The sequence below is a fragment of the Enterovibrio litoreus genome (assembly GCF_045679545.1).
In the GTDB taxonomy this organism is placed as follows: domain Bacteria; phylum Pseudomonadota; class Gammaproteobacteria; order Enterobacterales; family Vibrionaceae; genus Enterovibrio.
Genome location: NZ_CP166194.1, coordinates 163,399 through 183,532 on the forward strand (window position 1 = coordinate 163,399; position 20,134 = coordinate 183,532).

General features: G+C 49.1%; 20 protein-coding genes. 7 read left to right on the forward strand and 13 right to left on the reverse strand.

The genetic code is table 11. The features are described from left to right. Positions 1–11: 11 nt before the first annotated feature. The 3 genes from AB8599_RS00765 to AB8599_RS00775 form a co-directional block, all read right to left on the reverse strand. Positions 12–995 carry a thiamine pyrophosphate-dependent dehydrogenase E1 component subunit alpha gene (locus AB8599_RS00765; protein ID WP_407331932.1) on the reverse strand — a complete coding sequence of 328 codons (984 nt, stop codon included), beginning with the start codon at positions 993–995 and terminating at the stop codon, positions 12–14. 22 nt (positions 996–1,017) lie between these two features. Further along, a complete protein-coding gene (locus tag AB8599_RS00770) occupies positions 1,018–2,052 on the reverse strand; it encodes an ATP-NAD kinase family protein (RefSeq protein ID WP_407331933.1) in 1,035 nt (344 codons plus the stop codon). 179 nt (positions 2,053–2,231) lie between these two features. Then, a complete protein-coding gene (locus AB8599_RS00775) occupies positions 2,232–3,011 on the reverse strand; it encodes an SDR family NAD(P)-dependent oxidoreductase (protein WP_407331934.1) in 780 nt (259 codons plus the stop codon). A 287-nt stretch (positions 3,012–3,298) separates the two neighbouring features. Here AB8599_RS00775 and AB8599_RS00780 point away from each other — a divergent pair, with 287 nt between their 5' ends. Continuing rightward, positions 3,299–5,203 carry a sigma-54-dependent Fis family transcriptional regulator gene (locus AB8599_RS00780; RefSeq protein WP_407331935.1) on the forward strand — a complete coding sequence of 635 codons (1,905 nt, stop codon included), beginning with the start codon at positions 3,299–3,301 and terminating at the stop codon, positions 5,201–5,203. A 235-nt stretch (positions 5,204–5,438) separates the two neighbouring features. Beyond that, positions 5,439–6,506: a uroporphyrinogen decarboxylase gene (gene hemE / locus AB8599_RS00785; RefSeq protein ID WP_407331936.1), complete on the forward strand. Its 1,068-nt coding sequence runs from the start codon at positions 5,439–5,441 to the stop codon at positions 6,504–6,506. 408 nt (positions 6,507–6,914) lie between these two features. On the opposite strand, the gene AB8599_RS00790 is transcribed toward hemE, so the two are convergent. Together AB8599_RS00790 and AB8599_RS00795 are read right to left on the reverse strand one after the other, a co-directional pair. Further along, positions 6,915–7,496: a uracil-DNA glycosylase family protein gene (locus AB8599_RS00790; protein WP_407331937.1), complete on the reverse strand. Its 582-nt coding sequence runs from the start codon at positions 7,494–7,496 to the stop codon at positions 6,915–6,917. Beyond that, positions 7,496–8,401 (reverse strand): D-2-hydroxyacid dehydrogenase, encoded by a 906-nt coding sequence (locus AB8599_RS00795; protein WP_407331938.1) that lies wholly within the window; start codon positions 8,399–8,401, stop codon positions 7,496–7,498. Before AB8599_RS00795 ends, AB8599_RS00790 begins: the two co-directional genes overlap by 1 nt. A 93-nt stretch (positions 8,402–8,494) precedes the next feature. Between AB8599_RS00795 and AB8599_RS00800 the strand changes: the two genes are divergently transcribed. Then, entirely contained in the window at positions 8,495–9,082 is a 588-nt protein-coding gene (locus AB8599_RS00800; RefSeq protein WP_407331939.1) for a YjaG family protein, read from the forward strand. Between the two features lie 65 nt (positions 9,083–9,147). Here the strand turns inward: AB8599_RS00800 and AB8599_RS00805 are convergent, their stop codons facing one another. Beyond that, the gene (locus tag AB8599_RS00805) at positions 9,148–10,329 is read right to left on the reverse strand and encodes a hemolysin family protein (protein ID WP_407331940.1); all 1,182 of its coding nucleotides are present in this window, start codon (positions 10,327–10,329) and stop codon (positions 9,148–9,150) included. Between the two features lie 236 nt (positions 10,330–10,565). Here AB8599_RS00805 and hupA point away from each other — a divergent pair, with 236 nt between their 5' ends. Together hupA and AB8599_RS00815 are read left to right on the forward strand one after the other, a co-directional pair. Beyond that, entirely contained in the window at positions 10,566–10,838 is a 273-nt protein-coding gene (hupA, locus tag AB8599_RS00810) for a nucleoid-associated protein HU-alpha (RefSeq protein WP_002542017.1), read from the forward strand. Positions 10,839–10,880: 42 nt separating this feature from the next. After that, on the forward strand, positions 10,881–11,561 hold the full coding sequence (locus tag AB8599_RS00815) for a DUF1481 domain-containing protein (protein WP_407331941.1): 681 nt from the start codon (positions 10,881–10,883) through the stop codon (positions 11,559–11,561). Positions 11,562–11,673: 112 nt separating this feature from the next. Here AB8599_RS00815 and purD read toward each other — a convergent pair whose 3' ends face one another. Both purD and purH read right to left on the reverse strand, forming a co-directional pair. Further along, complete coding sequence (purD, locus tag AB8599_RS00820) at positions 11,674–12,963, reverse strand: phosphoribosylamine--glycine ligase (protein ID WP_407331942.1); 1,290 nt, start codon at positions 12,961–12,963, stop codon at positions 11,674–11,676. Positions 12,964–13,014: 51 nt separating this feature from the next. After that, positions 13,015–14,607 (reverse strand): bifunctional phosphoribosylaminoimidazolecarboxamide formyltransferase/IMP cyclohydrolase, encoded by a 1,593-nt coding sequence (gene purH / locus AB8599_RS00825; RefSeq protein WP_407331943.1) that lies wholly within the window; start codon positions 14,605–14,607, stop codon positions 13,015–13,017. A 181-nt stretch (positions 14,608–14,788) separates the two neighbouring features. Between purH and zntR the strand changes: the two genes are divergently transcribed. Continuing rightward, the gene (gene zntR / locus AB8599_RS00830; protein ID WP_407331944.1) at positions 14,789–15,211 is read left to right on the forward strand and encodes a Zn(2+)-responsive transcriptional regulator; all 423 of its coding nucleotides are present in this window, start codon (positions 14,789–14,791) and stop codon (positions 15,209–15,211) included. Positions 15,212–15,255: 44 nt separating this feature from the next. Here zntR and tpx read toward each other — a convergent pair whose 3' ends face one another. After that, a complete protein-coding gene (gene tpx, locus AB8599_RS00835; RefSeq protein ID WP_407331945.1) occupies positions 15,256–15,756 on the reverse strand; it encodes a thiol peroxidase in 501 nt (166 codons plus the stop codon). A gap of 202 nt (positions 15,757–15,958) precedes the next feature. Here tpx and AB8599_RS00840 point away from each other — a divergent pair, with 202 nt between their 5' ends. After that, positions 15,959–16,237 carry a pyrimidine/purine nucleoside phosphorylase gene (locus tag AB8599_RS00840; protein ID WP_016960664.1) on the forward strand — a complete coding sequence of 93 codons (279 nt, stop codon included), beginning with the start codon at positions 15,959–15,961 and terminating at the stop codon, positions 16,235–16,237. A gap of 81 nt (positions 16,238–16,318) precedes the next feature. Here the strand turns inward: AB8599_RS00840 and AB8599_RS00845 are convergent, their stop codons facing one another. The 4 genes from AB8599_RS00845 to prmA form a co-directional block, all read right to left on the reverse strand. Further along, on the reverse strand, positions 16,319–17,497 hold the full coding sequence (locus tag AB8599_RS00845) for a glycosyltransferase family 4 protein (RefSeq protein ID WP_407331946.1): 1,179 nt from the start codon (positions 17,495–17,497) through the stop codon (positions 16,319–16,321). Between the two features lie 186 nt (positions 17,498–17,683). Next, a complete protein-coding gene (gene fis, locus AB8599_RS00850; RefSeq protein WP_002542007.1) occupies positions 17,684–17,980 on the reverse strand; it encodes a DNA-binding transcriptional regulator Fis in 297 nt (98 codons plus the stop codon). A 23-nt stretch (positions 17,981–18,003) separates the two neighbouring features. Beyond that, positions 18,004–18,969 carry a tRNA dihydrouridine synthase DusB gene (gene dusB / locus AB8599_RS00855; RefSeq protein WP_407333155.1) on the reverse strand — a complete coding sequence of 322 codons (966 nt, stop codon included), beginning with the start codon at positions 18,967–18,969 and terminating at the stop codon, positions 18,004–18,006. Positions 18,970–19,116: 147 nt separating this feature from the next. Next, positions 19,117–20,001, reverse strand: a complete 885-nt coding sequence (prmA, locus tag AB8599_RS00860) for a 50S ribosomal protein L11 methyltransferase (protein ID WP_407331947.1) — start codon at positions 19,999–20,001, stop codon at positions 19,117–19,119. Positions 20,002–20,134 lie beyond the last annotated feature (133 nt).

Below are 20,134 nucleotides of genomic sequence, written 5' to 3' on the forward strand. Positions count from 1 at the left end.
CCTTGTTGGTCTCAATAGCTAACGTAAACATCTGAATGCAAGGCAGATGCGGCAGGTTGTGGGGCATCGATGGCTGCGCGTGCGGCATCCTCAATCAGTGCGGCAATCTCTTTGTCGATGGCATTGAATTCATCGGCGTTGATGATTTCTGCTTCTTCCACCCGTTGACGGAAAATTTTGAGGCAGCATTGATTGGCTCGAATATCTTCCACCTCACCATTGGCGCGATAGGTTTGCGCATCACCTTCAAAGTGACCAAAAATGCGAACTGTCTTACATTCCAGCAATGATGGACCACCATCGTTACGCGCTCGCTTAATCACTTCACCAGCGGCTTCATACACGGCAAAGAAGTCCGTACCATCCACAGTGACACCTGGGAGACCAAAACCGGTCGCACGGTCAACGTAAGAATCTGAGGCCACCGCCCAGTCCACCGAGGTGGATTCCGCATAGCCGTTGTTTTCCACCACGAAAACCGTCGGTAAATCCCACACTGCTGCAAGGTTTAAGCTTTCGAGAAAGGTTCCTTGATTAGAAGCACCGTCACCGGTGAAACTGATACCCACGCCACCGTTCCCGAGTTGTTTGGCGGCCAGCGCCGCGCCACAAATCAGTGGGGAACCAGCGCCTAAAATACCGTTGGCCCCCATCATTCCTTTGGAGAGGTCGGCAATATGCATGGAGCCGCCTTTACCTCGACAGGCGCCCGTTTCTTTGCCATAGATCTCGGCCATCATGGCGTGAACATCCACACCTTTGGCGATACAGTGGCCGTGCCCACGGTGAGTAGAAGCGATTCGATCGTTATCGTTTAGGTGCATCATGATGCCGACAGCGGTGGCTTCTTCACCCGCATAGAGGTGAACAAAACCTGGTATATCACCACGCGAAAAATCGACGTGTAAGCGCTCCTCGAAATCCCGAATAGTTTTCATCATGCGGTATGCGTCCAGCAATTTTTCACGAGAGAGTGGAAAGGGATTGTCACTCATGATCTTCTCCTTGAGGTTGTCATTATTGGGCGGCAGTAGCCTGGCGCAATAAGCCATGCTCAGCGGCATAGGTCATACTGCGTGGCACATCTACCGTGTTAAAAGCGTCGTGTTTGAGGGTGATAGAAACCGTGTCTTTTTCACCAAAAGGCAGTTCTCTTTCACCGTCTAGGGCAAACGAACCCTGTTGGGTGGTGGGGGTGAGCATCCTATCGGGTTCGATATATTCAAAGTCTCGGATGTTGACCGGCGTCATCAAGCCGGGCGCAAGAGGTGCATTCACGGCAAACACCGCGTTGTCTGTATCGCCGAAACGGATGTGCAGGCCATAAGGGGTATGCCGAGGTAGTGGCTGGATCAGACCGGCAATGGAAGAAAGGCCAATCAGAGACGGGTCGCCAAAAGTCACAAACAGCTCTTTTAGACTTTGTGGCCGCCACACGGCACGTGCACCGATATAACGTTCAGTGACAATGGCCACGTCCACCAAGGCAATATCCCGTTTTTCATTAACTGTCACTTCCAATAACTTGTTGGCTTGAAATGCGTGTAACGGAGGAATACGTCCGGATACTGCAAGCCCTGTGGCTAAACCTGTGATGGTAGGCTCTGTCAGGGGAGGGAACGCGTTATTGGTGCCACTGGACACACCCGAAATAGGAATATTCCCGCACTCTTTCACCACCAGGCGATGTGTACCGTCACCTCCCAGCACCACAATGGCAGAGACGTCTTCAGCCCGCATTTTTCGTGCTGCAGTGACGGTATCTTGCGCGTTTGAAGCGACAGGCATATTGATCCACTCTACGGTGGGCATTTTCATCCCTTCCAGCGCGATTTGATGCAGCCCTCGTTGGATGTGAATTTGCAAGCCAGCACGCTCGGGCATCATCAACACATGGTTAACGCCTCCTTGGGCTAATCCCGAAAGAATGCGCAAAACCATATTGGCTCTATCCGTCAGCTGCAGGTTCGCGCCTCTGGCGATGACTCGACGGATATCTCTGGCGGAGATGGGATTGGCAATAATGCCAACGGTCACTGACTTCGCATCCATGCCTCGCAATGCCTCGCAATTTTTGATTAGGTGACAGAGGAAGTAACAAGATGCATGCCAATTGAGGATTTTTATTTTTAGTTCGTTAAATCAATAGGTTTCATGTTTTCATTTGTTTTGATGGGTGTGGCGTCAGCGCAACAGGTGTGGCAAGGCAGTAGCCCCGCCACACGAACGCGCTAGTGGAACGTGAAACCGCCATCGACATTGATAGCCTGACCGGTGACATGCTCTGCATTAGCCAAGTAAATGGCGAGTTGTCCCATGTCCTCAGGGGTCTGGCCAACGCCTTGAGGAATGAGTAGATCCTGATGGCGTTGCCATGATGCTTCCATGGTTTCACCTTCCAGTTTCCATCGCTCTGCCAGACCATCAGGTCCATACCACATGGCGGTTGGCACTATACCTGGGCAAATAGCATTGACGGTGATCCCGCTTCTTTGTAGCTCTTTTGCCAAAGAGTTAGTAAAACCAACCACGGCGAATTTCGACGCGCAATAGTGAGCCAGATCGGGGAAGCCCTCTTTACCTGCAATCGAAGCAATATTGATAATGCGTCCACTACCTTTCATTTTCATGGCGTTCATTTCTGCTTTGCAGCAAAGAAAAACGCCTTTGGCATTAACATTGTTCACCGTATCCCAATCTTCTTCTGTTAATTCGCCGACCGACTTAATGCTGATCACGCCCGCGTTGTTGACGGCAATATCGAGTTGCCCAAAGTGTTCAACAACTCGATTGACCATGCTTTCAACGTCCGCGTTACGTGAGATATCGGCCTGAATAGCGATTGTTTTTACGCCCAGCGCCGCGATTTCCTGTGCGCTTTTTTCAGCATCATCAATGTTGATATCAGCCAATGCGATGTGACAGCCTTCTTTGGCTAGTGCCGTGGCTATGCCTTTTCCTATGCCCCTTCCCGCACCTGTCACTAGCGCCACTTTATTTTGCAATGTCATGATTGTTCTCCTTTTGTCATCACTCCGAGGATTGGGAGTCGAAACAGAAACTGCAAGGGCTAAGCCAATCTTGGTGATTCTTATCTGTTTGATAGCATTACGTTTTAAGTGGGTTCGAGATATTGAGGGGTATTGCAGCGCCACAGGTGTGGCATTGCGCGCTTGGCGTTGTCACGAGGCGATTAATGATGCCTCAATGGTGAGATGGGCTGATAGGATTGGCCTTGCTGATTAGGTATTGGTTCCATTGCGGACTCATACTACCAATAAGCAGGGAGCAGTAGCATATGGCCGGAACAACACGTATCAACCAACATATTCGGGAAGTGCAAAGTGTCGCGGATGGAAAGGGCAGCACTCGAGACAAGGTTATCACCCAATCTTGGGCGCGATGTATTGCTGATTATCACCTCGATCCTTTAGTGTTGCAGGAGGCCTATATTGTGCCTCACACCCAGCTCAAAGAGCACAGAGAGAGGTTGGATAAACTTATCCGCACTGCTAAATATGGCCTGGATGCGCTCTATCGTCAGGTTGCTGATCTTGGTTATGTGCTGATGCTGACGGACGCCGAAGGCGTCACTGTGGATTTTCAGGGTGATACGTCTTTGACGTGGGAGCTAAAAAAATCCGGCCTGTATCTTGGTGCCGAGTGGTCTGAAGAAAGGGCTGGCACCAGTGGTGTTGGCTCCTGTATCTATACGGGGGAAGCCCTGACGGTGCATCAATCGGATCATTTCGACGCCACACATGCACCGCTAACTTGTACTGCCGCGCCTATCTATGATGTTGATGGTTCGCTCGCTGCCGTGCTCGATATCTCTGCCCTGCAAAGCCCCGAACCCAAAGCCAGTCAGGCATTGACCTTACAACTGGTCACCTCATGTACCCGCCGTATCGAAATGGCGGCGCTGATGAATGCGTTTCGTAAAGAGTGGCTCATCCGCCTTAGCCAGTCGCCCGCATTTTTGGATGTGGATCCGGAATGTGCATTGGCCGTGGACACAGATGGCCGCATTATCGGTATGACCCACAGCGCCCAGCGGCTGTTGTCCGGTATTCAGGGGAGCGATTGGCGAACCCCTTCTTCGTTGCTAGGCCATTTTTTCTCAGATTTCTTCAATATCGATATCAATGAGCTTCCCGCACTGAGCCGCGCACTGCCAACAGAAGAGAGACTGGTCGCGACAACCAGTGGAGAGCTTTGGTTTGCCCACGCGATAGCACCTCAGCCTTCGTCAGTGAAACGGCGTAAAAAGGTGGTCAGCGGGAGCTTGTCCGTACTTTATGGTGATGATGCCAAGATGGCAGATCTGGCGACCAAAGCGACCACGCTTTCACTATCGGATTTGCCTTTGTTGCTTAACGGTGAGACAGGTACAGGTAAGGAGTATTTGGCGAAAGCTATTCATCAAAGTTCGTCGCGTAAAAATGGGCCTTTTGTTGCCATCAACTGTGCGGCTATCCCCGAAAGTTTGATAGAGAGTGAACTGTTTGGCTATGCTGATGGCGCGTTCACTGGCGCCAGAAGCAAAGGCAAAAAAGGGTTAATCGAGCAAGCCAACAATGGCACCCTGTTTTTGGATGAAATCGGTGATATGCCGCTTTCATTGCAAGCAAGGTTGTTGCGGGTACTGGCTGAAAGAGAGCTGTTACCGCTTGGTGCGACCAAAACAGTGCCCGTGTCTTTCAGGGTGTTGGCTGCGACCCACAAAGCGCTGCCTGATCTCGTGAAAAATGGCAGCTTTCGCGAAGATTTGTATTACCGAATTACCGGAGCGACATTAGCGCTTCCTCCATTGAGAGATCGCAACGACATATTGTGGTTGACGGAAACGTTACTGAAGAAGATTGCCTGCCGTCCTGTTCGTGTATCCAATGCTGCAGGCCTATTGTTGGAGCGTTACGATTGGCCGGGCAATATTCGAGAGTTGGAAAACATACTTCAGTTTGCGTTGGCATTTTGTGATGGCGATGAACTCATGCTAGAGCATCTCCCTGAGCAGCTGGTGGATGCACGCAAAAGGTCATCTAAATGCTCGGATATCCATTCAGTGGATGAAACCTTAAAAGTGTTGGAAGCTTGTGAGTGGAATATTTCTCAGGCAGCAAAAGCGCTGGGCGTTGACCGATCTACCGTGCATCGACGCATTAAAAAAGCGGGTATTAAGCGTCGCTATGACACTGAATAAGAATAAATTGGGCAAAAAAAACCCGCCGTAGGGAGGCGGGAGTAAGATGCGATATTTATGGGTAGTGTCTATCAGACATTTTGTTATTAGGAGCAAATTTTTAACATGTGATTAAACCTTCGGCAAACATCCTGCATCCTTGGAGATGATATTTATGATCGCCTCCACAAAGGGCGGCTTTTGTTGCTCCGAGAGGGTGATACAATAGCGTCACTCAACTTCCAGGATGTGAACAATGACAGAACTAAAGAATGATCGCTATTTGCGCGCTCTGTTGAAAGAACCGGTCGATTACACGCCGGTATGGATGATGCGTCAGGCTGGCCGTTACTTGCCTGAATACAAGGCGACGCGCGCGGAAGCGGGCGACTTTATGTCATTGTGTAAAAACGCGGAATTGGCGTGTGAAGTCACATTACAACCGCTGCGCCGCTATAACTTAGATGCAGCGATTTTGTTCTCAGACATTCTCACTATCCCTGATGCAATGGGCTTAGGTTTGTACTTTGAGACGGGTGAAGGTCCTAAGTTTGAGCGCCCAATTACCTGTAAAGCCGATGTTGAAAAGATTGGCCTGCCAGATCCTGAAGGCGAACTGCAATATGTGATGAACGCCGTTCGCACCATTCGCAAAGGTCTGGAAGGCAGTGTGCCACTGATTGGTTTCTCTGGTAGCCCTTGGACGCTAGCCACTTACATGGTTGAAGGTGGTAGCTCTAAAGCCTTCACCAAAATTAAAAAGATGATGTATGCCGATCCTCAAACGCTGCACTTGTTGCTAGATAAACTCGCAGATAGCGTGATTGAGTACCTCAATGCGCAGATCAAAGCGGGTGCGCAATCTGTGATGGTATTTGATACTTGGGGCGGTGTATTGACGCCGCGTGATTACAATGATTTCTCGCTGCAGTACATGCACAAAATCGTTGATGGTTTGATCCGTGAAAACGATGGTCGTCGCGTCCCTGTCACCCTGTTTACCAAAAATGGTGGTATGTGGCTGGAGAAAATTGCCTCAACAGGTTGTGATGGTGTGGGGCTGGATTGGACCATTGATATTGCAGAAGCCAAACGTCGCATCGGTGACAAAGTGGCACTGCAAGGCAATATGGACCCATCTATGCTTTATGCATCACCAGAGCGTATTCGCCAAGAAGTCAGCACTATTCTTGAAGGGTTTGGTGGGGGTAACACTGGACACGTGTTTAACTTAGGTCATGGTATCCATCTGGATGTGCCGCCTGAGAATGCAGGTGTATTCGTGGAAGCGGTGCATGAACTGTCAAAGCCTTACCATCAATAAGCGCCTAGCCACAGATTAACCCGTTTTGAAAAATGGTCAGCAGTTGCTGGCCATTTTTTTTCTCTCTACGAGGAGTATGACTCTTTCGTTAGCGTGTGTTGAAGCTCATTGGAGAAATTCCTCGAAAAGCTGCACATCTCATTAATCTCCATTTTTTTCAATGTGTTATGATTTTTTCTCGCATTGGTTGGGATCTTGATTACCAAAAAGATGAAAACGTAGCGAAAAGCTGAACGTGGTGGCTGAAATGTGCGTGTGAATGAGGTTTTTTTCTATTTTTCTCGTACAGGGTTTGTCAGGGAAATTGCTGAAAAAGCTGCACGCGACTATAAATTAACTATTTTTCAGTTGCTTATGTTTGTGCTGATTGTTTTTTTTGATTTACGTTCAGCAAAAAGCTGAACGGAGCTAAAAAAGCTGATCGATACGTATGCGAAGCTGGGGCAATGTTTCTTGCTCAAACCAAGGGTTCTTTTTTAACCACAAATTATTGCGTGGCGAAGGGTGAGGTAACGCAATGAAATCAGGTGCCCAGCGGGCGTTTGCTTGCACAGTTTGGGTCAAGGTTCGAGGCTTGTTGTTTAGGTAGTGACGCTGGGCATAATCGCCAATGAGTAAGGTTAGCGTGACGTCGGGTAAGTGTTGTTTAATGGCTTGATGCCATGTTGGGGCGCACTCTGGCCTTGGTGGCAGATCGCCGGACTTTCCCCTGCCTGGGTAACAAAAGCCCATTGGCATAATGGCGATTTGGTCAGGGTCGTAGAATTGTGTTTTGTCGATTTGTAGCCATTCGCGTAAGCGGTCGCCGCTCGGGTCATTCCAAGGAATACCGGTTTCGTGGACACGTGTCCCCGGCGCTTGTCCGATAATGAGCAGTTTCGCTGACGGCGCAGCTTGCACTACCGGGCGTGGGCCTAAAGGTAAATGATCGACACATAAACGGCATTTCGCTACGTCACTGAGAAGCGAGTTTAGTGCTATCTCTTTCATCAATACCCCAAATCGAAGTCGACTGCGTACTGAAGCGAATTCCCTTCATGCCATCGCCTGTAGTTCTCGGTAAAAATGGCGAATACCTGCTCAGGAAAACTCACGGCAGAAATGTGCGGCGTGATTGTTACTGCTGGGTGTGCCCAAAATGGATGGTTTTCATCTAGTGGTTCGCTGGCGAAAACATCTAACACGGCGTGGCGAATATGTCCTTTTTCAAGTGCGACAAGCAGGGCGTTTTCGTCAAGCACTGACCCGCGACCCACATTGAATAAAATTGCTTTGTTGCAAGCAGATAGAGTGTGCTGATTGAGCAGCCCTTGGGTCTCAGACGTTGAAGGTAGGGTAGAAACGATGACGTCTGCATCTGATAACGCCACAGATAACTGACTTGTTGTAAACACGGTGTCAAAAGGGGCTGTGGTTTGACCGCTTCGACTGATCCCCGTGACCTTCATACCAAAGTGTTTGGCGGTGCCTGCCACGTGCGCACCAATTGAGCCTGTACCTAGAATCACCAGTTTTTTGTTGATGAGACTTTCATAGGGCAGCACAGACCACTGCTTTTTTGATTGTGCATCGCGATAGTGTGCAAGGTGGCGGGTAAGCGTGAATAGCTGCCCAAACACATATTCCGACATCAGCGGGCCAAATATCCCCCGCACATTGGTTAGCAGATAATCGCGTTTATCTTGCGCTAATAACGCATCGCAGCCTGCATAGGTGGATTGCAGCCACGCGAGATTCTCCGCTTTTTCTATGTGTTTGGCGAATTTCGGCGGGTCTGCCAACACAAGGTTAGCGTCTTCTATTCTTGATGTAATTGTCAGTTCGGGCAGATTGGCTTGCTCGATCAAAGAGAGATAAAGCGTCTGGTATTCAGAGCAGAGGTAAAGTTGGTTCAAATCTGTTCCTTTTTCTACTTGGGTATATAAAGTAAACTTAGCCCACATTCCTTTTCGGCCAGCTCATGCTGTGCCATAAGTAGACGGCAGACCATGTTACAGAATCCGATCCAGCTGCGACTCGAAAAACTCGAACCTTGGCAGCATATCACTTTTATGGCGGCGCTGGTGGAGCGCATGTATCCCAACTATGCGGTGTTTTGCCAGCAAACGAACTTTGCAGAACCGCAGGCTTTTCGTAGCTTGCTGGATGCAGTGTGGGAAGTCCTGACCGTAAAAGCGGCCAAGATAAACTTCGAAAACCAGCTTGAAAAACTGGAAGAGCTGATCCCGAGCATGGATGAACATGACATTTATCTGACTTACCCTGCGATCGATGTCTGTGTTGCTATGTCGACCTTGATCCATACTTTGCTCGATCGCGATTTGATGCTGGAATCCGTGCTCAAAGTGAGCCAGTTGTCGGTGTCCGGTGTTGCGCAATTGGAAGAAGCGCAAACGGGTGTTGAAGTGACCAATGCCAACCAAAAAGAAATTGAGTCAGTATGTGATGAATGGGATGTGCAGTGGGCCATTTTCCGTGCATTAAAAGAAGCCGAAGAGCGTGATGTTGAGATGATCCGCGGAATTCGAAATGAAATTCGTGAAGACGGTGTCAGCAACCTCGGATTGTCACTGTAACTGAAACAAAAAAACGGGCCGCGGCCCGTTTTTTTATTTGGTGTTGATACTGCCACTGCGATTCTTTATTGAGATGGCTTTTTGCCTTCTTTATTTGTTTCAGTGTCTGCCGTTGATAACTGATCCGTATTGTTATCGCGCTCAGCATCAGCGCTTACATTGCTAGATGCAGCCGCTCTTTTCTCGTCTTCTGCATCGTCATCTTTACTCTCAATCACACCATGCGTTTCTTTCCAATCTGCCCAGCGCTCATGAGCGAGCTCTTGCATATTGGTGGCGGTGTCTGCTTCATCGACAATATCTTTGCCCACAAGGTGCTCAAAGATATCTTCAAGAGTGATAATGCCTTGCACGTCACCGTACTCATCAACAATCATTGCCAGCTGTGAACGCTGTGCCATCAAGCGATCAAAGGCCTTTGGTACATGTGTTGAATTATGCAACACAAGAATAGGGCGCATTAAGCTCCCCAGTGGTTGCTTTCCTTTGCCATGCTGGTTGGCTGAGAACAGTTCCAAACGGTGCACAAAGCCCATGATGTTATCGCGCTGCTCAACATAGACCAGTGGGCGCGAGAACGGCGTATCATGATGTTCTCGCAAAAACTCTTCGATCGTCATTTTTGCATCGACGCGAAACAGTACTGGTCGCGGTGTCATTAATTTGGTGATTGGCACTTCGCGAAGGCTAAGCAAGTTAGTCAGCATGGTGGACTCGTCATCCTCCAGTTCGCCACTCTCTTTTGCTAATAAAGCCATCGCAGAGATCTCATCACGTAGTTTCGGTTGCTCTTTACCGCGCGAGAGGCGACGCGTGAGTTGCTCGGATGCCCATACGATAGGCGTTAGTGCCCATACCATCCAGCGCAAGACGCTCGAAGCGCCTGGCGCTAATTGACGCCAATAGGTTGCACCAATGGTTTTTGGTACGATTTCTGACAGCAGAAGAATGGCCAATGTCAGGAAGGCAGAAAATGCACCTAGCCATGCATCGCCAAATACTTTGGTCGCTTGTGCACCAGACGCCGCAGCGCCCACAGTATGAGCAATGGTGTTGAGCGTGAGGATAGAAGCGAGCGGGCGATCTATATCATCTTTAAGTTCTTGCAGGCGCGAAGCAGCAGGATGACCTTGCTGTCGCATCTGGGCCAAGTAACTGGGGGTAATACTCAAAAGAACCGCTTCGAGTACCGAACAAATAAATGAGACACCAATGGACAGTGCCACATACATGATAAGCAGGATCATCGTTTTCCAGCGTAATAGTAATAAAACAGGAATAAAGTAACGTCCAAGATCGGGTCTTAGCGCAGTAAATACAAGTGTTCGAGTGGGAATATACCCAATATTTTGTGAGGATGCGCTCAGTTTATGGTTAAAGACTCTGCAGACAGTCACTTGTAGCGCCACAAACCTTTGCCAGCTGGGCTTCTTTTGAATTAGAGTTGCCTTGTCTCAAGAAAACCTAAAGAAGGGAAGACCTAATGAACAAGACCAACTTGATCGACCTGATTGCTGAGAAAGCAGACCTGTCTAAAGCACAAGCAAAAGCAGCACTTGAAGCAACGCTAGCAGGCATCGAAGGTGCACTGAAAGACGGTGACCAGGTTCAACTGATCGGTTTCGGTACGTTTAAAGTTAATCACCGTGCAGCGCGCACTGGTCGTAACCCACAAACTGGCCAAGAAATCCAAATTGCTGCAGCAAACGTTCCTGCGTTTGTAGCGGGCAAGGCGCTTAAAGACGCGGTTAAGTAAGTTATACTCCGCCAAAGCATTCTCATGTTTTGGCGGATATTTATGCGTTCAACGCTAACACCTCTCGTTTCAATTCTTATTTTTTCTTTGGCGGGCTGCAGCTCGACAGAGAGCATCAAGCCTCCTATACAAACCCAAACCGCTGCTATCCAAGGTGATGCAACCACTATTTATTGGTTGGATGAACGCCAGGGATTTCCAGAATCGCTATCAGAACGTGTGTTGATGGGGGATTACGGTAAATACAGCACCGAATATCGCTGGCGTAAGGGTATTGTTCGCGAAATTCAGCGTGATGGCGAAGTCTTAATTGACGGAAAATTAACGCAGCAGTCTTTTCTGATCCGCTATGACTCTGAAGGTCAGGCTGTGTATCAACAGAATCGTCTAGATGGCGCTATGCGGCCATTGCGCACGACTGACCTTGTACGTTACTACCAGCAAGCCGAACAGGCGCTGAGTCAAGCCAGAGAGCTAAATAAAAGCGGCCATCAGTTTTTTCAAGGGTACTGGAGTGAAGGCATTTTGGAAGAGTGCTTTACTGACGAAGAGAAAGCGTTGTCGTTCGATGCTGCTGTGCCAAGTTTCATTGTGCAGCGACTCAACCAAGAAAATAACTTTATTGCCGCTGTGGGTAAAGTTGGACGTAAAAAAAATACGGTTAATGCCATTATCGCGCTGGACAATGATAGCGCTGATTGCATCGAGCGCCCCGATTTATAACGTACAGATGCTTCGCGCCTGATTGATAGGTTGTCCCGGAGTATCGTTAAAACGGCAAGGTATAAAAAACGCGCTCAAAGGCGCGTTTTGTGTTTTGAACGATGGTTGCAGACTATTGGTTTTGCTCGCGAGCAATTGCTCGGTAACCAATGTCATCACGGTGGAACATGCCGTCCCAGCTAATTTGTGATGCCAGTGCATACGCACGCTGCTGTGCCTCAGACACGGTTTCCCCCATTGCCGTGGCACACAGAACTCGACCACCCGCAGTCACCACACTACCGTCTTTCTCTGCAGTGCCTGCATGGAAGACTTTCGCCGCATCCAATTCTTCTGTTGGCAAACCTGAGATCACGTCACCTTTGTTGTATGACGCTGGGTAGCCACCTGCAGCCAGTACCACACCGATAGATGCTCGCGGGTCCCATTTAGACTCAACGGTATCAAGTTTACCCTCAATCGCGGCTTGGCAAAGTTCAACCAAATCGGATTGCAGACGCACCATCATTGGCTGGGTTTCAGGGTCACCAAAGCGACAGTTGTATTCAATCACTTTTGGCGTGCCGTCGGCCATGATCATTAGGCCCGCGTATAAGAAGCCCGTGTAATCATTGCCTTCGGCTGCCATGCCGCGCACGGTTGGGAAGATGACGTCGTTCATCACACGATCGTGGATCTCTGCAGTAACAACGGGTGCTGGACTATAAGCGCCCATGCCGCCGGTATTTGGACCCGTATCGCCGTTGCCCACACGCTTGTGATCTTGGCTGGTGGCCATTGGCAGGACGTTTTTGCCGTCTACCATCACGATGAAGCTCGCTTCCTCACCATCGAGGAATTCTTCTACCACCACGCGGTGACCCGCTTCCCCAAATGCATTACCTGCCAGCATGTCACGGATAGCGGTTTCAGCTTCTTCCAATGTCATGGCAACAATCACACCTTTACCTGCTGCGAGGCCGTCAGCTTTGACCACAATGGGAGCGCCTTTCTCACGGACATAGGCAAGAGCAGGCTCAATTTCAGTGAAGTTTTGATATTCAGCTGTTGGGATCTGATGGCGAGCAAGGAAATCTTTAGTGAAGGCTTTTGAACCTTCTAGTTGTGCAGCCGCGGCGGTTGGGCCAAAAATTGGCAACTCTTCTGCACGGAACGCATCAACCACGCCGATCACCAATGGTCCTTCAGGACCTACGATGGTTAGGCCGATATTTTTTTCTTTTGCAAACGCAATGAGTGCTGGAATGTCTTCAACGCCAATGGCGACGTTCTCAAGCTTTGGCTCCAATGCTGTGCCAGCGTTGCCGGGCGCAACAAACACAGTACCTACATGAGCTGATTGCGCCGCTTTCCACGCAAGCGCGTGCTCGCGGCCACCGTTGCCAATTACCAATACGTCCATTTTCAATCCTTGTATAACATCAGCCCGGCAGAACCGGGCTGTTGAAAAATATTAGTGACGGAAGTGGCGCATGCCAGTGAATACCATCGCCATACCGTGCTCATCGGCAGCAGCAATAACTTCGTCATCACGCATTGAGCCGCCAGGCTGAATCACGCAGGTAATCCCTGCTTCAGCGGCTGCATCAATGCCATCGCGGAACGGGAAGAAAGCATCAGATGCCATGACACTGCCTGCTACTTCGAGGTTCTCGTCAGCGGCTTTAATACCCGCAATTTTTGCTGAGTAAACGCGGCTCATTTGCCCTGCACCCACACCGATGGTCATGTTGCCTTTGGCGTAAACAATCGCGTTAGATTTCACGTATTTTGCTACTTTCCAGCAGAACAAGGCATCACGTAACTCTTCTTCAGAAGGTTGGCGTTTTGATACGACCGTCAAATCACCAGACGACACCATGCCTTGGTCACGATCTTGAACCAGCAGACCGCCATTCACTCGCTTAACGTCAAAGCCAGTGGTCTGTGTGCTCCAAGCTCCACATACCAGCAAGCGCAAGTTTTTCTTGGTGCTTACGACATCAGCCGCTGCTTGTGACACGCTTGGTGCAATGATGACTTCTACAAACTGACGGTCAACAATTGCTTGTGCAGTTTCAGCGTCCAGTTCACGGTTAAAGGCGATAATGCCGCCAAATGCGGATGTTGGGTCAGTTTTGTAAGCACGGTCATAGGCTTCAAGCAGGTTATCACCCAGTGCTACGCCGCATGGGTTTGCGTGTTTAACGATAACGCATGCTGGCTCAGCAAATTCTTTCACACACTCAAGTGCTGCATCTGTGTCTGCGATATTGTTGTAAGACAGAGCTTTGCCTTGAAGCTGAGTTGCAGTAGACACTGACGCTTCTTCTGGGTTGGCTTCCGTGTAGAAAGCGGCTGCTTGGTGGCTATTCTCGCCGTAGCGCATATCTTGCTTTTTGATGAACTGCTGGTTGAAGGTGCGCGGGAATTTCGACGCTTCATCACCTTCTTTATTGTCACCATAAGAAGGAACCATGGTGCCGAAGTAGTTGGCGATCATGCCGTCATAGGCTGCCGTGTGTTCAAAAGCAGAAATGGCCAAATCGAAACGGGTTTTCAGTGTTAGAGAGCCGTCATTCGATGACATTTCTGCCAAAACGCGGTCGTAATCAGACGCATTAACCACGATGGCAACATCTTTGTGGTTCTTCGCTGCTGCGCGAACCATTGTCGGGCCACCAATATCGATGTTTTCTACCGCATCTTCCAGCGTACAGCCTTCTTTTGCGACAGTTTCTGCAAATGGGTAAAGATTGACGACAACCATGTCGATAGGTGCAATATCATGCTTTTCCATGATGGCATCATCGGTATCGCGACGGCCAAGAATGCCACCGTGAACTTTCGGGTGCAGCGTTTTAACGCGACCATCCATCATTTCTGGAAAACCGGTGTAATCTGACACTTCAGTGACGTTCAGACCTTGCTCTGCCAGTAGGCGAGCGGTACCGCCGGTCGATAGAATATCGACGCCTTTTTGTGAGAGAGTTTTGGCAAATTCAACAATGCCAGTTTTATCAGATACGCTAATCAATGCGCGACGAATAGGGCGAGCGTTTTCCATTGCTACCATCTCTTTAACTGTGGGGATAGGATACTTGGGAAAATCGCTGAATGAGAGCGACTTTGCCAAACACCCGATTTACGGCAGAACGTTGATTGATTCGGCGCACATTCTAACCTAAATAACAGACGCAATCGATTGCTTTTGTGGTTTTGTCACAAAAATAGGTGGAGGTGAATAAATGAAGATGTTGCAGATAGGCCAGCTTGCTAAGCAGGCTGGGGTTTCCGGCGATACGCTGCGCTTTTACGAAAAAGTCGGGCTATTAAAACCGACGTCAAGAAACGAGAGCGGATACCGCCTCTACAATGAAGATGCGCTCTCACGTGTTCATTTTATTATGAAAGCGAAACGTTTGGGGCTAACCCTAGATGACATTCAGGAAATGCTCGAAATCCGGCTCGAAGCCAGTCAGCACAGTTGTGCTGAAGTGAAAGGCATAACGCAAAAGAAGCTGGATGAAATTGACCAAAAAATTGCGGAGCTCACTCAAATTCGCGTCGCACTGAAAAAGATCAATGATGCTTGTTGTGGTCATGCTAATGATAATGCGAGTCATTGCTCGATTTTGGGTGCGCTCGAGACTAGTTCAGACATCAATTAAGCGAACATATAAGGAGGCCAGCCTCCTTATATGTTCAGCGCGCTTTACGCCAAGGCGGCTAGTGCAGCCTCATAGTTTGGCTCATTGGTCAGTTCGTCGATTAACTCAACATGTTTCACAACGCCGCCTTCGTTAATGACGACTACGGCACGCGCAGTGAGCCCCACCATTGGACCCGCGCCCACGGCAACGCCATAGTCTGTGGCAAAGTTTGGGCTGCGGAACGTTGAAGCATGTTGAACGTTCTTCAGCCCTTCTAGTTCACAAAAGCGGCTTGCTGCAAAAGGAAGATCGGCAGAGATGCAAACCACCTTGGTGTTGTTCAGTGATGCCGCTTTCTCGTTAAACGCACGAACACTGCTGGCGCAGGTCGGGGTATCAATGCTTGGGAAAATGTTCAATACCACTTTATTGCCGCGTAGGCTTTCGAGTGTCAGATCAGATAAGTCCTGTGCCGCTAATGTAAAGTCAGGTGCGGGAGTTCCGATCTGCGGCAAATCGCCGGTCAGAGGGATGGGTTGTCCTTGAAAATGAATCTGCGACATCTTGCTCTCCTTGATGGATGGAATGGTTATCGCGTTAAGTTTGGCATAAAGGCTGCCGTTATTTGTGTATGAAAAACGCAATACGCCATAAGTCTTTGTTGAGACCAATTTGGGGCAAAAAATAGTGTTAGTGAAGCTTAGAAGAGTGTGATAGCGTCAAGGCAACGAAAAGGATAAACAGTTTCAATGGATAAGGATTGAGATGTTAAAGGTTAACGAATATTTCGATGGGCATGTAAAGTCGATTGGATTTGAGAACAAAGGCCCAGTCAGTATGGGTGTGATGGAAGTCGGTGAATACACCTTCGGCACAGCAGCACCAGAGCGTATGACCGTGGTGAAAGGTGAGCTTACGGTAAAATTGCCGGGTCGTATCGAATGGGAAACCTACGGTGCTGGTGATAGCTTTGAAGTGCCCGGCGAATCATCATTTCAGGTTCAAATTACGCAAACATCTGCTTACTTGTGTGAATACCTGTAACCCCCACATTATTTCAATAAAAAAGCGCCATTTAGGCGCTTTTTTATTGGCTGCGATCTGAGGGCATTAACGTCAGGTCGCTCATCTTTTTGGCGATGATGACCTCGTTGCTCCATCCAGATATATCGCCTCAAGCTTGTCAGCATGACCTTGCATGGAAAAGTGTTGAAGCGCGCGGTGATAGGCTTTGATCGCATTGCTCTCACGCAGCACATCATCGTCCAGATAGTGTTTCAGGCCAGCCGCAATAGACGCTGCATCCTGAGGCGTGCAATACACACCTGTCTCCTCCAGAATCTCTGGCAGTGCACCTGTGTTTGACACCACGAGCGCACAATGTTGCGCCATGGCTTCAATCGCCGTCAGCCCAAATGCTTCGTTCCAGTAAGGCAGGCACACGATTTGAATTTCTTCTAGCAGCGTCGGTACGTTTTTACGATAGCCTGCAAGATGAATACGATCAGCGAAAGGGGACGTGCGCGCTTTTTCTTGCAACAACCCTGAAAAGGTCTCATCAGCGCCCTCATCAGGGTTGAGTCCACCAATCAAAACCAAGTGTGCGTTAGGGTAATCTTTCGCAATCAACTCAAACCCCGCCAGCAGATCGGCTTGCCCTTTCCCATCGCAGATACGGCCTACTGAGCCAATAAATAGGGTGTCGTGTGAAAGGCCATACTCGTCAGCCAATAAGTGCGGTCGGGTAGCCTCATCAAAGGTTTTCTCTTCGATGTAAGTACCTAGCCACAAACGCTCAATGTTACTTTCAGGCACAGGCAGCGCTTTGATGTTGCGCTGATAAGTTTCGTTGCTGATAGATAGCACCTGATCGACATGTTTATACACCCAGCGGTGATAGATATCTTTCTTCGGACGTTTAACGCCCATGTGTTCAGTGAACACGGTGTAGCGGCGGGTCAGCAGGCTCAAAAGCGCGGAGATCAGGATATCGCCCGACTTATGACAATGCACAATTTGGACGTCGTTGGCTTTGAGCCAATTGTTGAGCGCAAAGAGTGTCGGGCCGAATAGGGCGGATTTTTTCGGCACGGTGAACACATCCATGCCTGCGTCTTTCATTGCATTAGCAACACGGGAGTTCTCAGATGCCAGCCCAAACACACGATAGCCTTTGTCGATAAACTCTTTACCCATGCGGGCAGGATACATTTCAAGGCCGCCCCAACCAGTGGACAGACAGATATGCAAGATACCCGGCTTGTTCTGTGCGGCAGTGTTGTTTAAGGCATCAGCCTGACCCATGTTTATCTCCTGAAAAAACTTTCGCTAGATGCGAATAAAACAGCAAAGTCAGCAGGGAGTATATAACGAAGGCGAGGAGAGGTGCAGTGTGAGTGTCGCTTGAGGGTATTGTTTGTTGGGGATAAAAACGCAAAAGCCAGACTTTGCAGTCTGGCTTCTACTGAAAACCGTTAAGACAGATGAACCTTAGTTCATGCCGTACTTTTTCAGTTTCTTACGCAGAGTACCGCGGTTGATACCCATCATGGTCGCTGCACGGGTTTGGTTACCGCGAGTGTATTGCATGATGGTGTCCAGCAGTGGTTGCTCAACTTCTGCCAGTACCAGCTCGTACAGGTCATTGACTTCCTGGCCATTCAACTGCGCTAGGTAGTTTTTCAGGGAGGCTTTTACTGAGTCACGCAGTGGCTTCTGGGTGATTTGATCTTGTGAAGTCACAGTAGTCACTGTCAATGCTTCTGAAGTCAGGTTTTGTTCGAACATACTCTGTCAGCTCTTCTCGTATTTTATGCAACGTTTACGAAATAATCTTGCAGCGCATCGATCTGCTGGTGGGCATCGTCGATTGCGTTGAAAGTCCGGCGAAAATCGCCAATCAAATCATGTTCTTTCAGGTACCATCCCACGTGTTTACGTGCAATACGTAGCCCTTTGAGATCACCATAAAATTGGTGTAGCTCTTGAACATGACCTAACAAAATTGCTTTGATCTCATCCATTGGGGGAGCGGCTAGCTCTTCACCGGTGGCGAGATAGTGTTGAATCTCTCTAAAAATCCACGGACGCCCTTGTGCCGGGCGACCAATCATTAAGGCATCTGCGCCTGTGTATTCCAACACTTGTTTGGCTTTCTGAGGGGAGTCAATATCTCCGTTGGCGATAACGGGAATGGAAACTGCCTCTTTGACCGCTCTTATGCTGTCGTACTCAGCCTCTCCTTTGTACATACACGCGCGAGTTCGACCGTGAAGGGCCAACGCTTGAATGCCACAGTCTTCGGCCATTCTGGCAATCTGGATACAATTTCTATTCTCCAGATCCCAGCCTGTCCGTGTTTTTAGTGTGACGGGAACGTCCACTGCAGACACAACTGCTTTTAGGATTTGCTCAATGATGTCAGGTCGGGTCAGCAAAGCTGAACCGGCCAGTTTCTTATTGACCTTTTTTGCCGGGCAACCCATGTTGATATCGACGATCTGAGCGCCATTTTCAACACAGTAACGCGCGGCATCTGCCATCAATGCTGGTTCAGCACCAGCAATCTGAACAGAGCGGATACCCTTTTCATCGAGATGAACCATCCGGTTTTTCGATTTGGCGGTGTGCCACATCGCCGGATTGGAAGACATCATTTCGCTCACCGCCATACCTGCACCGTGGCGCAAACACAGTTCGCGAAATGGCTTATCTGTTACGCCAGCCATGGGCGCGACAATAAGTGTGTTTTCCAGCTTGTACGGTCCGATCTGCAAGGTGATATCTTCAATGTCAGCAAGGGCGCGCATTTTACGCATTTTTTCCCAGTCTGAAAAGGCCAATATTTGAGCGTTCTGTATTGATTTTCTAAAAAGCCAGTGAATTCAAATTTTTAGTATAAAATTTGTTCGATTATCACTGAGTTAGGCTTTCTCGGCAGTGATACGACACCACTCTTCCTTCACGATAATCTCGTCAACCGTCAATTCATCGCGATAACAATCGGCCACAGACTTGGCCTGAGCTTCTAAAACGCCAGACATTGCCAATTTGCCTTTTGGTGCCATCAGGCTTTTGATAACGGGAGAGAGCTCACGAAGAGGACCGGCCAGAATGTTGGCTACCACGATTTCTGCTTGCAGATTATCAGGCTGATCTTTGGGTAGGAACAACTCAAGGCGGTCAGAAACACCATTGCGTTCTGCATTGTCTTTTGATGCTTGCAACGCTTGCGGGTCGATATCGATGCCGATCACTTTCTCTGCGCCCAGCAGCAGTGCCGCTAGTGATAGAATGCCAGAGCCACAACCAAAATCGATCACAGTTTTGCCTTTCAGATCGAGACCATCTAACCATTCAAGACACAGTGATGTGGTTGGATGAGTCCCCGTGCCAAATGCAAGGCCAGGATCAAGCATGATGTTGACAGCATCAGGGTCGGGGGCATCACACCAGCTAGGGCAAACCCATAGACGTTGGCCAAAACGCATTGGCTTGAAGTTGTCCATCCAAGCGCGTTCCCAATCTTTATCTTCTAATTGTTCGATTTTATGCGCGAAACCTTCCACAAGCAGTGGGCTTGCTTTCAGTACGCTCATTACCGCATCCATGTCGGTTTCTGCATCGTATAGTGCCACGATGTCAGTTTCACCCCACAAGCGTGTTTCGCCTGGCATAGGTTCAAAGACAGGCGTGTCTTTGGCATCAAGAAAAGTCACGGACAGGGCGCCAGCGTCCTCCATCAGCATGTCGCCAATGGCTTCTGCCGTTTCCGCTGTTGCGTTTAGTTTGATTTGAATCCAAGGCATGGCTAATTCACTTTTCGTTTTACTACGGTTTGAGGGGGCGGATTCTAGCATAAAAAGTAGGCAGCCCGCATAGGGGGGAATAGGGGCATGGGTAAGAAAGGGCAAAAAAACGGACAGCCGAGGCTGTCCGAGG

Coding starts and splice junctions, on each gene's coding strand:
- AB8599_RS00815 (WP_407331941.1), top strand. CDS start 10,881: ATGCGTTCAACGCTAACACCTCTCGTTTCAATTCTTATTTTTTCTTTG.
- AB8599_RS00845 (WP_407331946.1), bottom strand. CDS start 17,497: ATGGGTCAGGCTGATGCCTTAAACAACACTGCCGCACAGAACAAGCCG.
- AB8599_RS00775 (WP_407331934.1), bottom strand. CDS start 3,011: ATGACATTGCAAAATAAAGTGGCGCTAGTGACAGGTGCGGGAAGGGGC.
- purD (WP_407331942.1), bottom strand. CDS start 12,963: ATGGACGTATTGGTAATTGGCAACGGTGGCCGCGAGCACGCGCTTGCG.
- hemE (WP_407331936.1), top strand. CDS start 5,439: ATGACAGAACTAAAGAATGATCGCTATTTGCGCGCTCTGTTGAAAGAA.
- AB8599_RS00770 (WP_407331933.1), bottom strand. CDS start 2,052: ATGGATGCGAAGTCAGTGACCGTTGGCATTATTGCCAATCCCATCTCC.
- zntR (WP_407331944.1), top strand. CDS start 14,789: ATGAAGATGTTGCAGATAGGCCAGCTTGCTAAGCAGGCTGGGGTTTCC.
- AB8599_RS00790 (WP_407331937.1), bottom strand. CDS start 7,496: ATGAAAGAGATAGCACTAAACTCGCTTCTCAGTGACGTAGCGAAATGC.
- AB8599_RS00800 (WP_407331939.1), top strand. CDS start 8,495: ATGTTACAGAATCCGATCCAGCTGCGACTCGAAAAACTCGAACCTTGG.
- AB8599_RS00765 (WP_407331932.1), bottom strand. CDS start 995: ATGAGTGACAATCCCTTTCCACTCTCTCGTGAAAAATTGCTGGACGCA.
- AB8599_RS00805 (WP_407331940.1), bottom strand. CDS start 10,329: ATGATCCTGCTTATCATGTATGTGGCACTGTCCATTGGTGTCTCATTT.
- AB8599_RS00780 (WP_407331935.1), top strand. CDS start 3,299: ATGGCCGGAACAACACGTATCAACCAACATATTCGGGAAGTGCAAAGT.
- purH (WP_407331943.1), bottom strand. CDS start 14,607: ATGGAAAACGCTCGCCCTATTCGTCGCGCATTGATTAGCGTATCTGAT.
- AB8599_RS00840 (WP_016960664.1), top strand. CDS start 15,959: ATGTTAAAGGTTAACGAATATTTCGATGGGCATGTAAAGTCGATTGGA.
- prmA (WP_407331947.1), bottom strand. CDS start 20,001: ATGCCTTGGATTCAAATCAAACTAAACGCAACAGCGGAAACGGCAGAA.
- hupA (WP_002542017.1), top strand. CDS start 10,566: ATGAACAAGACCAACTTGATCGACCTGATTGCTGAGAAAGCAGACCTG.
- fis (WP_002542007.1), bottom strand. CDS start 17,980: ATGTTCGAACAAAACCTGACTTCAGAAGCATTGACAGTGACTACTGTG.
- tpx (WP_407331945.1), bottom strand. CDS start 15,756: ATGTCGCAGATTCATTTTCAAGGACAACCCATCCCTCTGACCGGCGAT.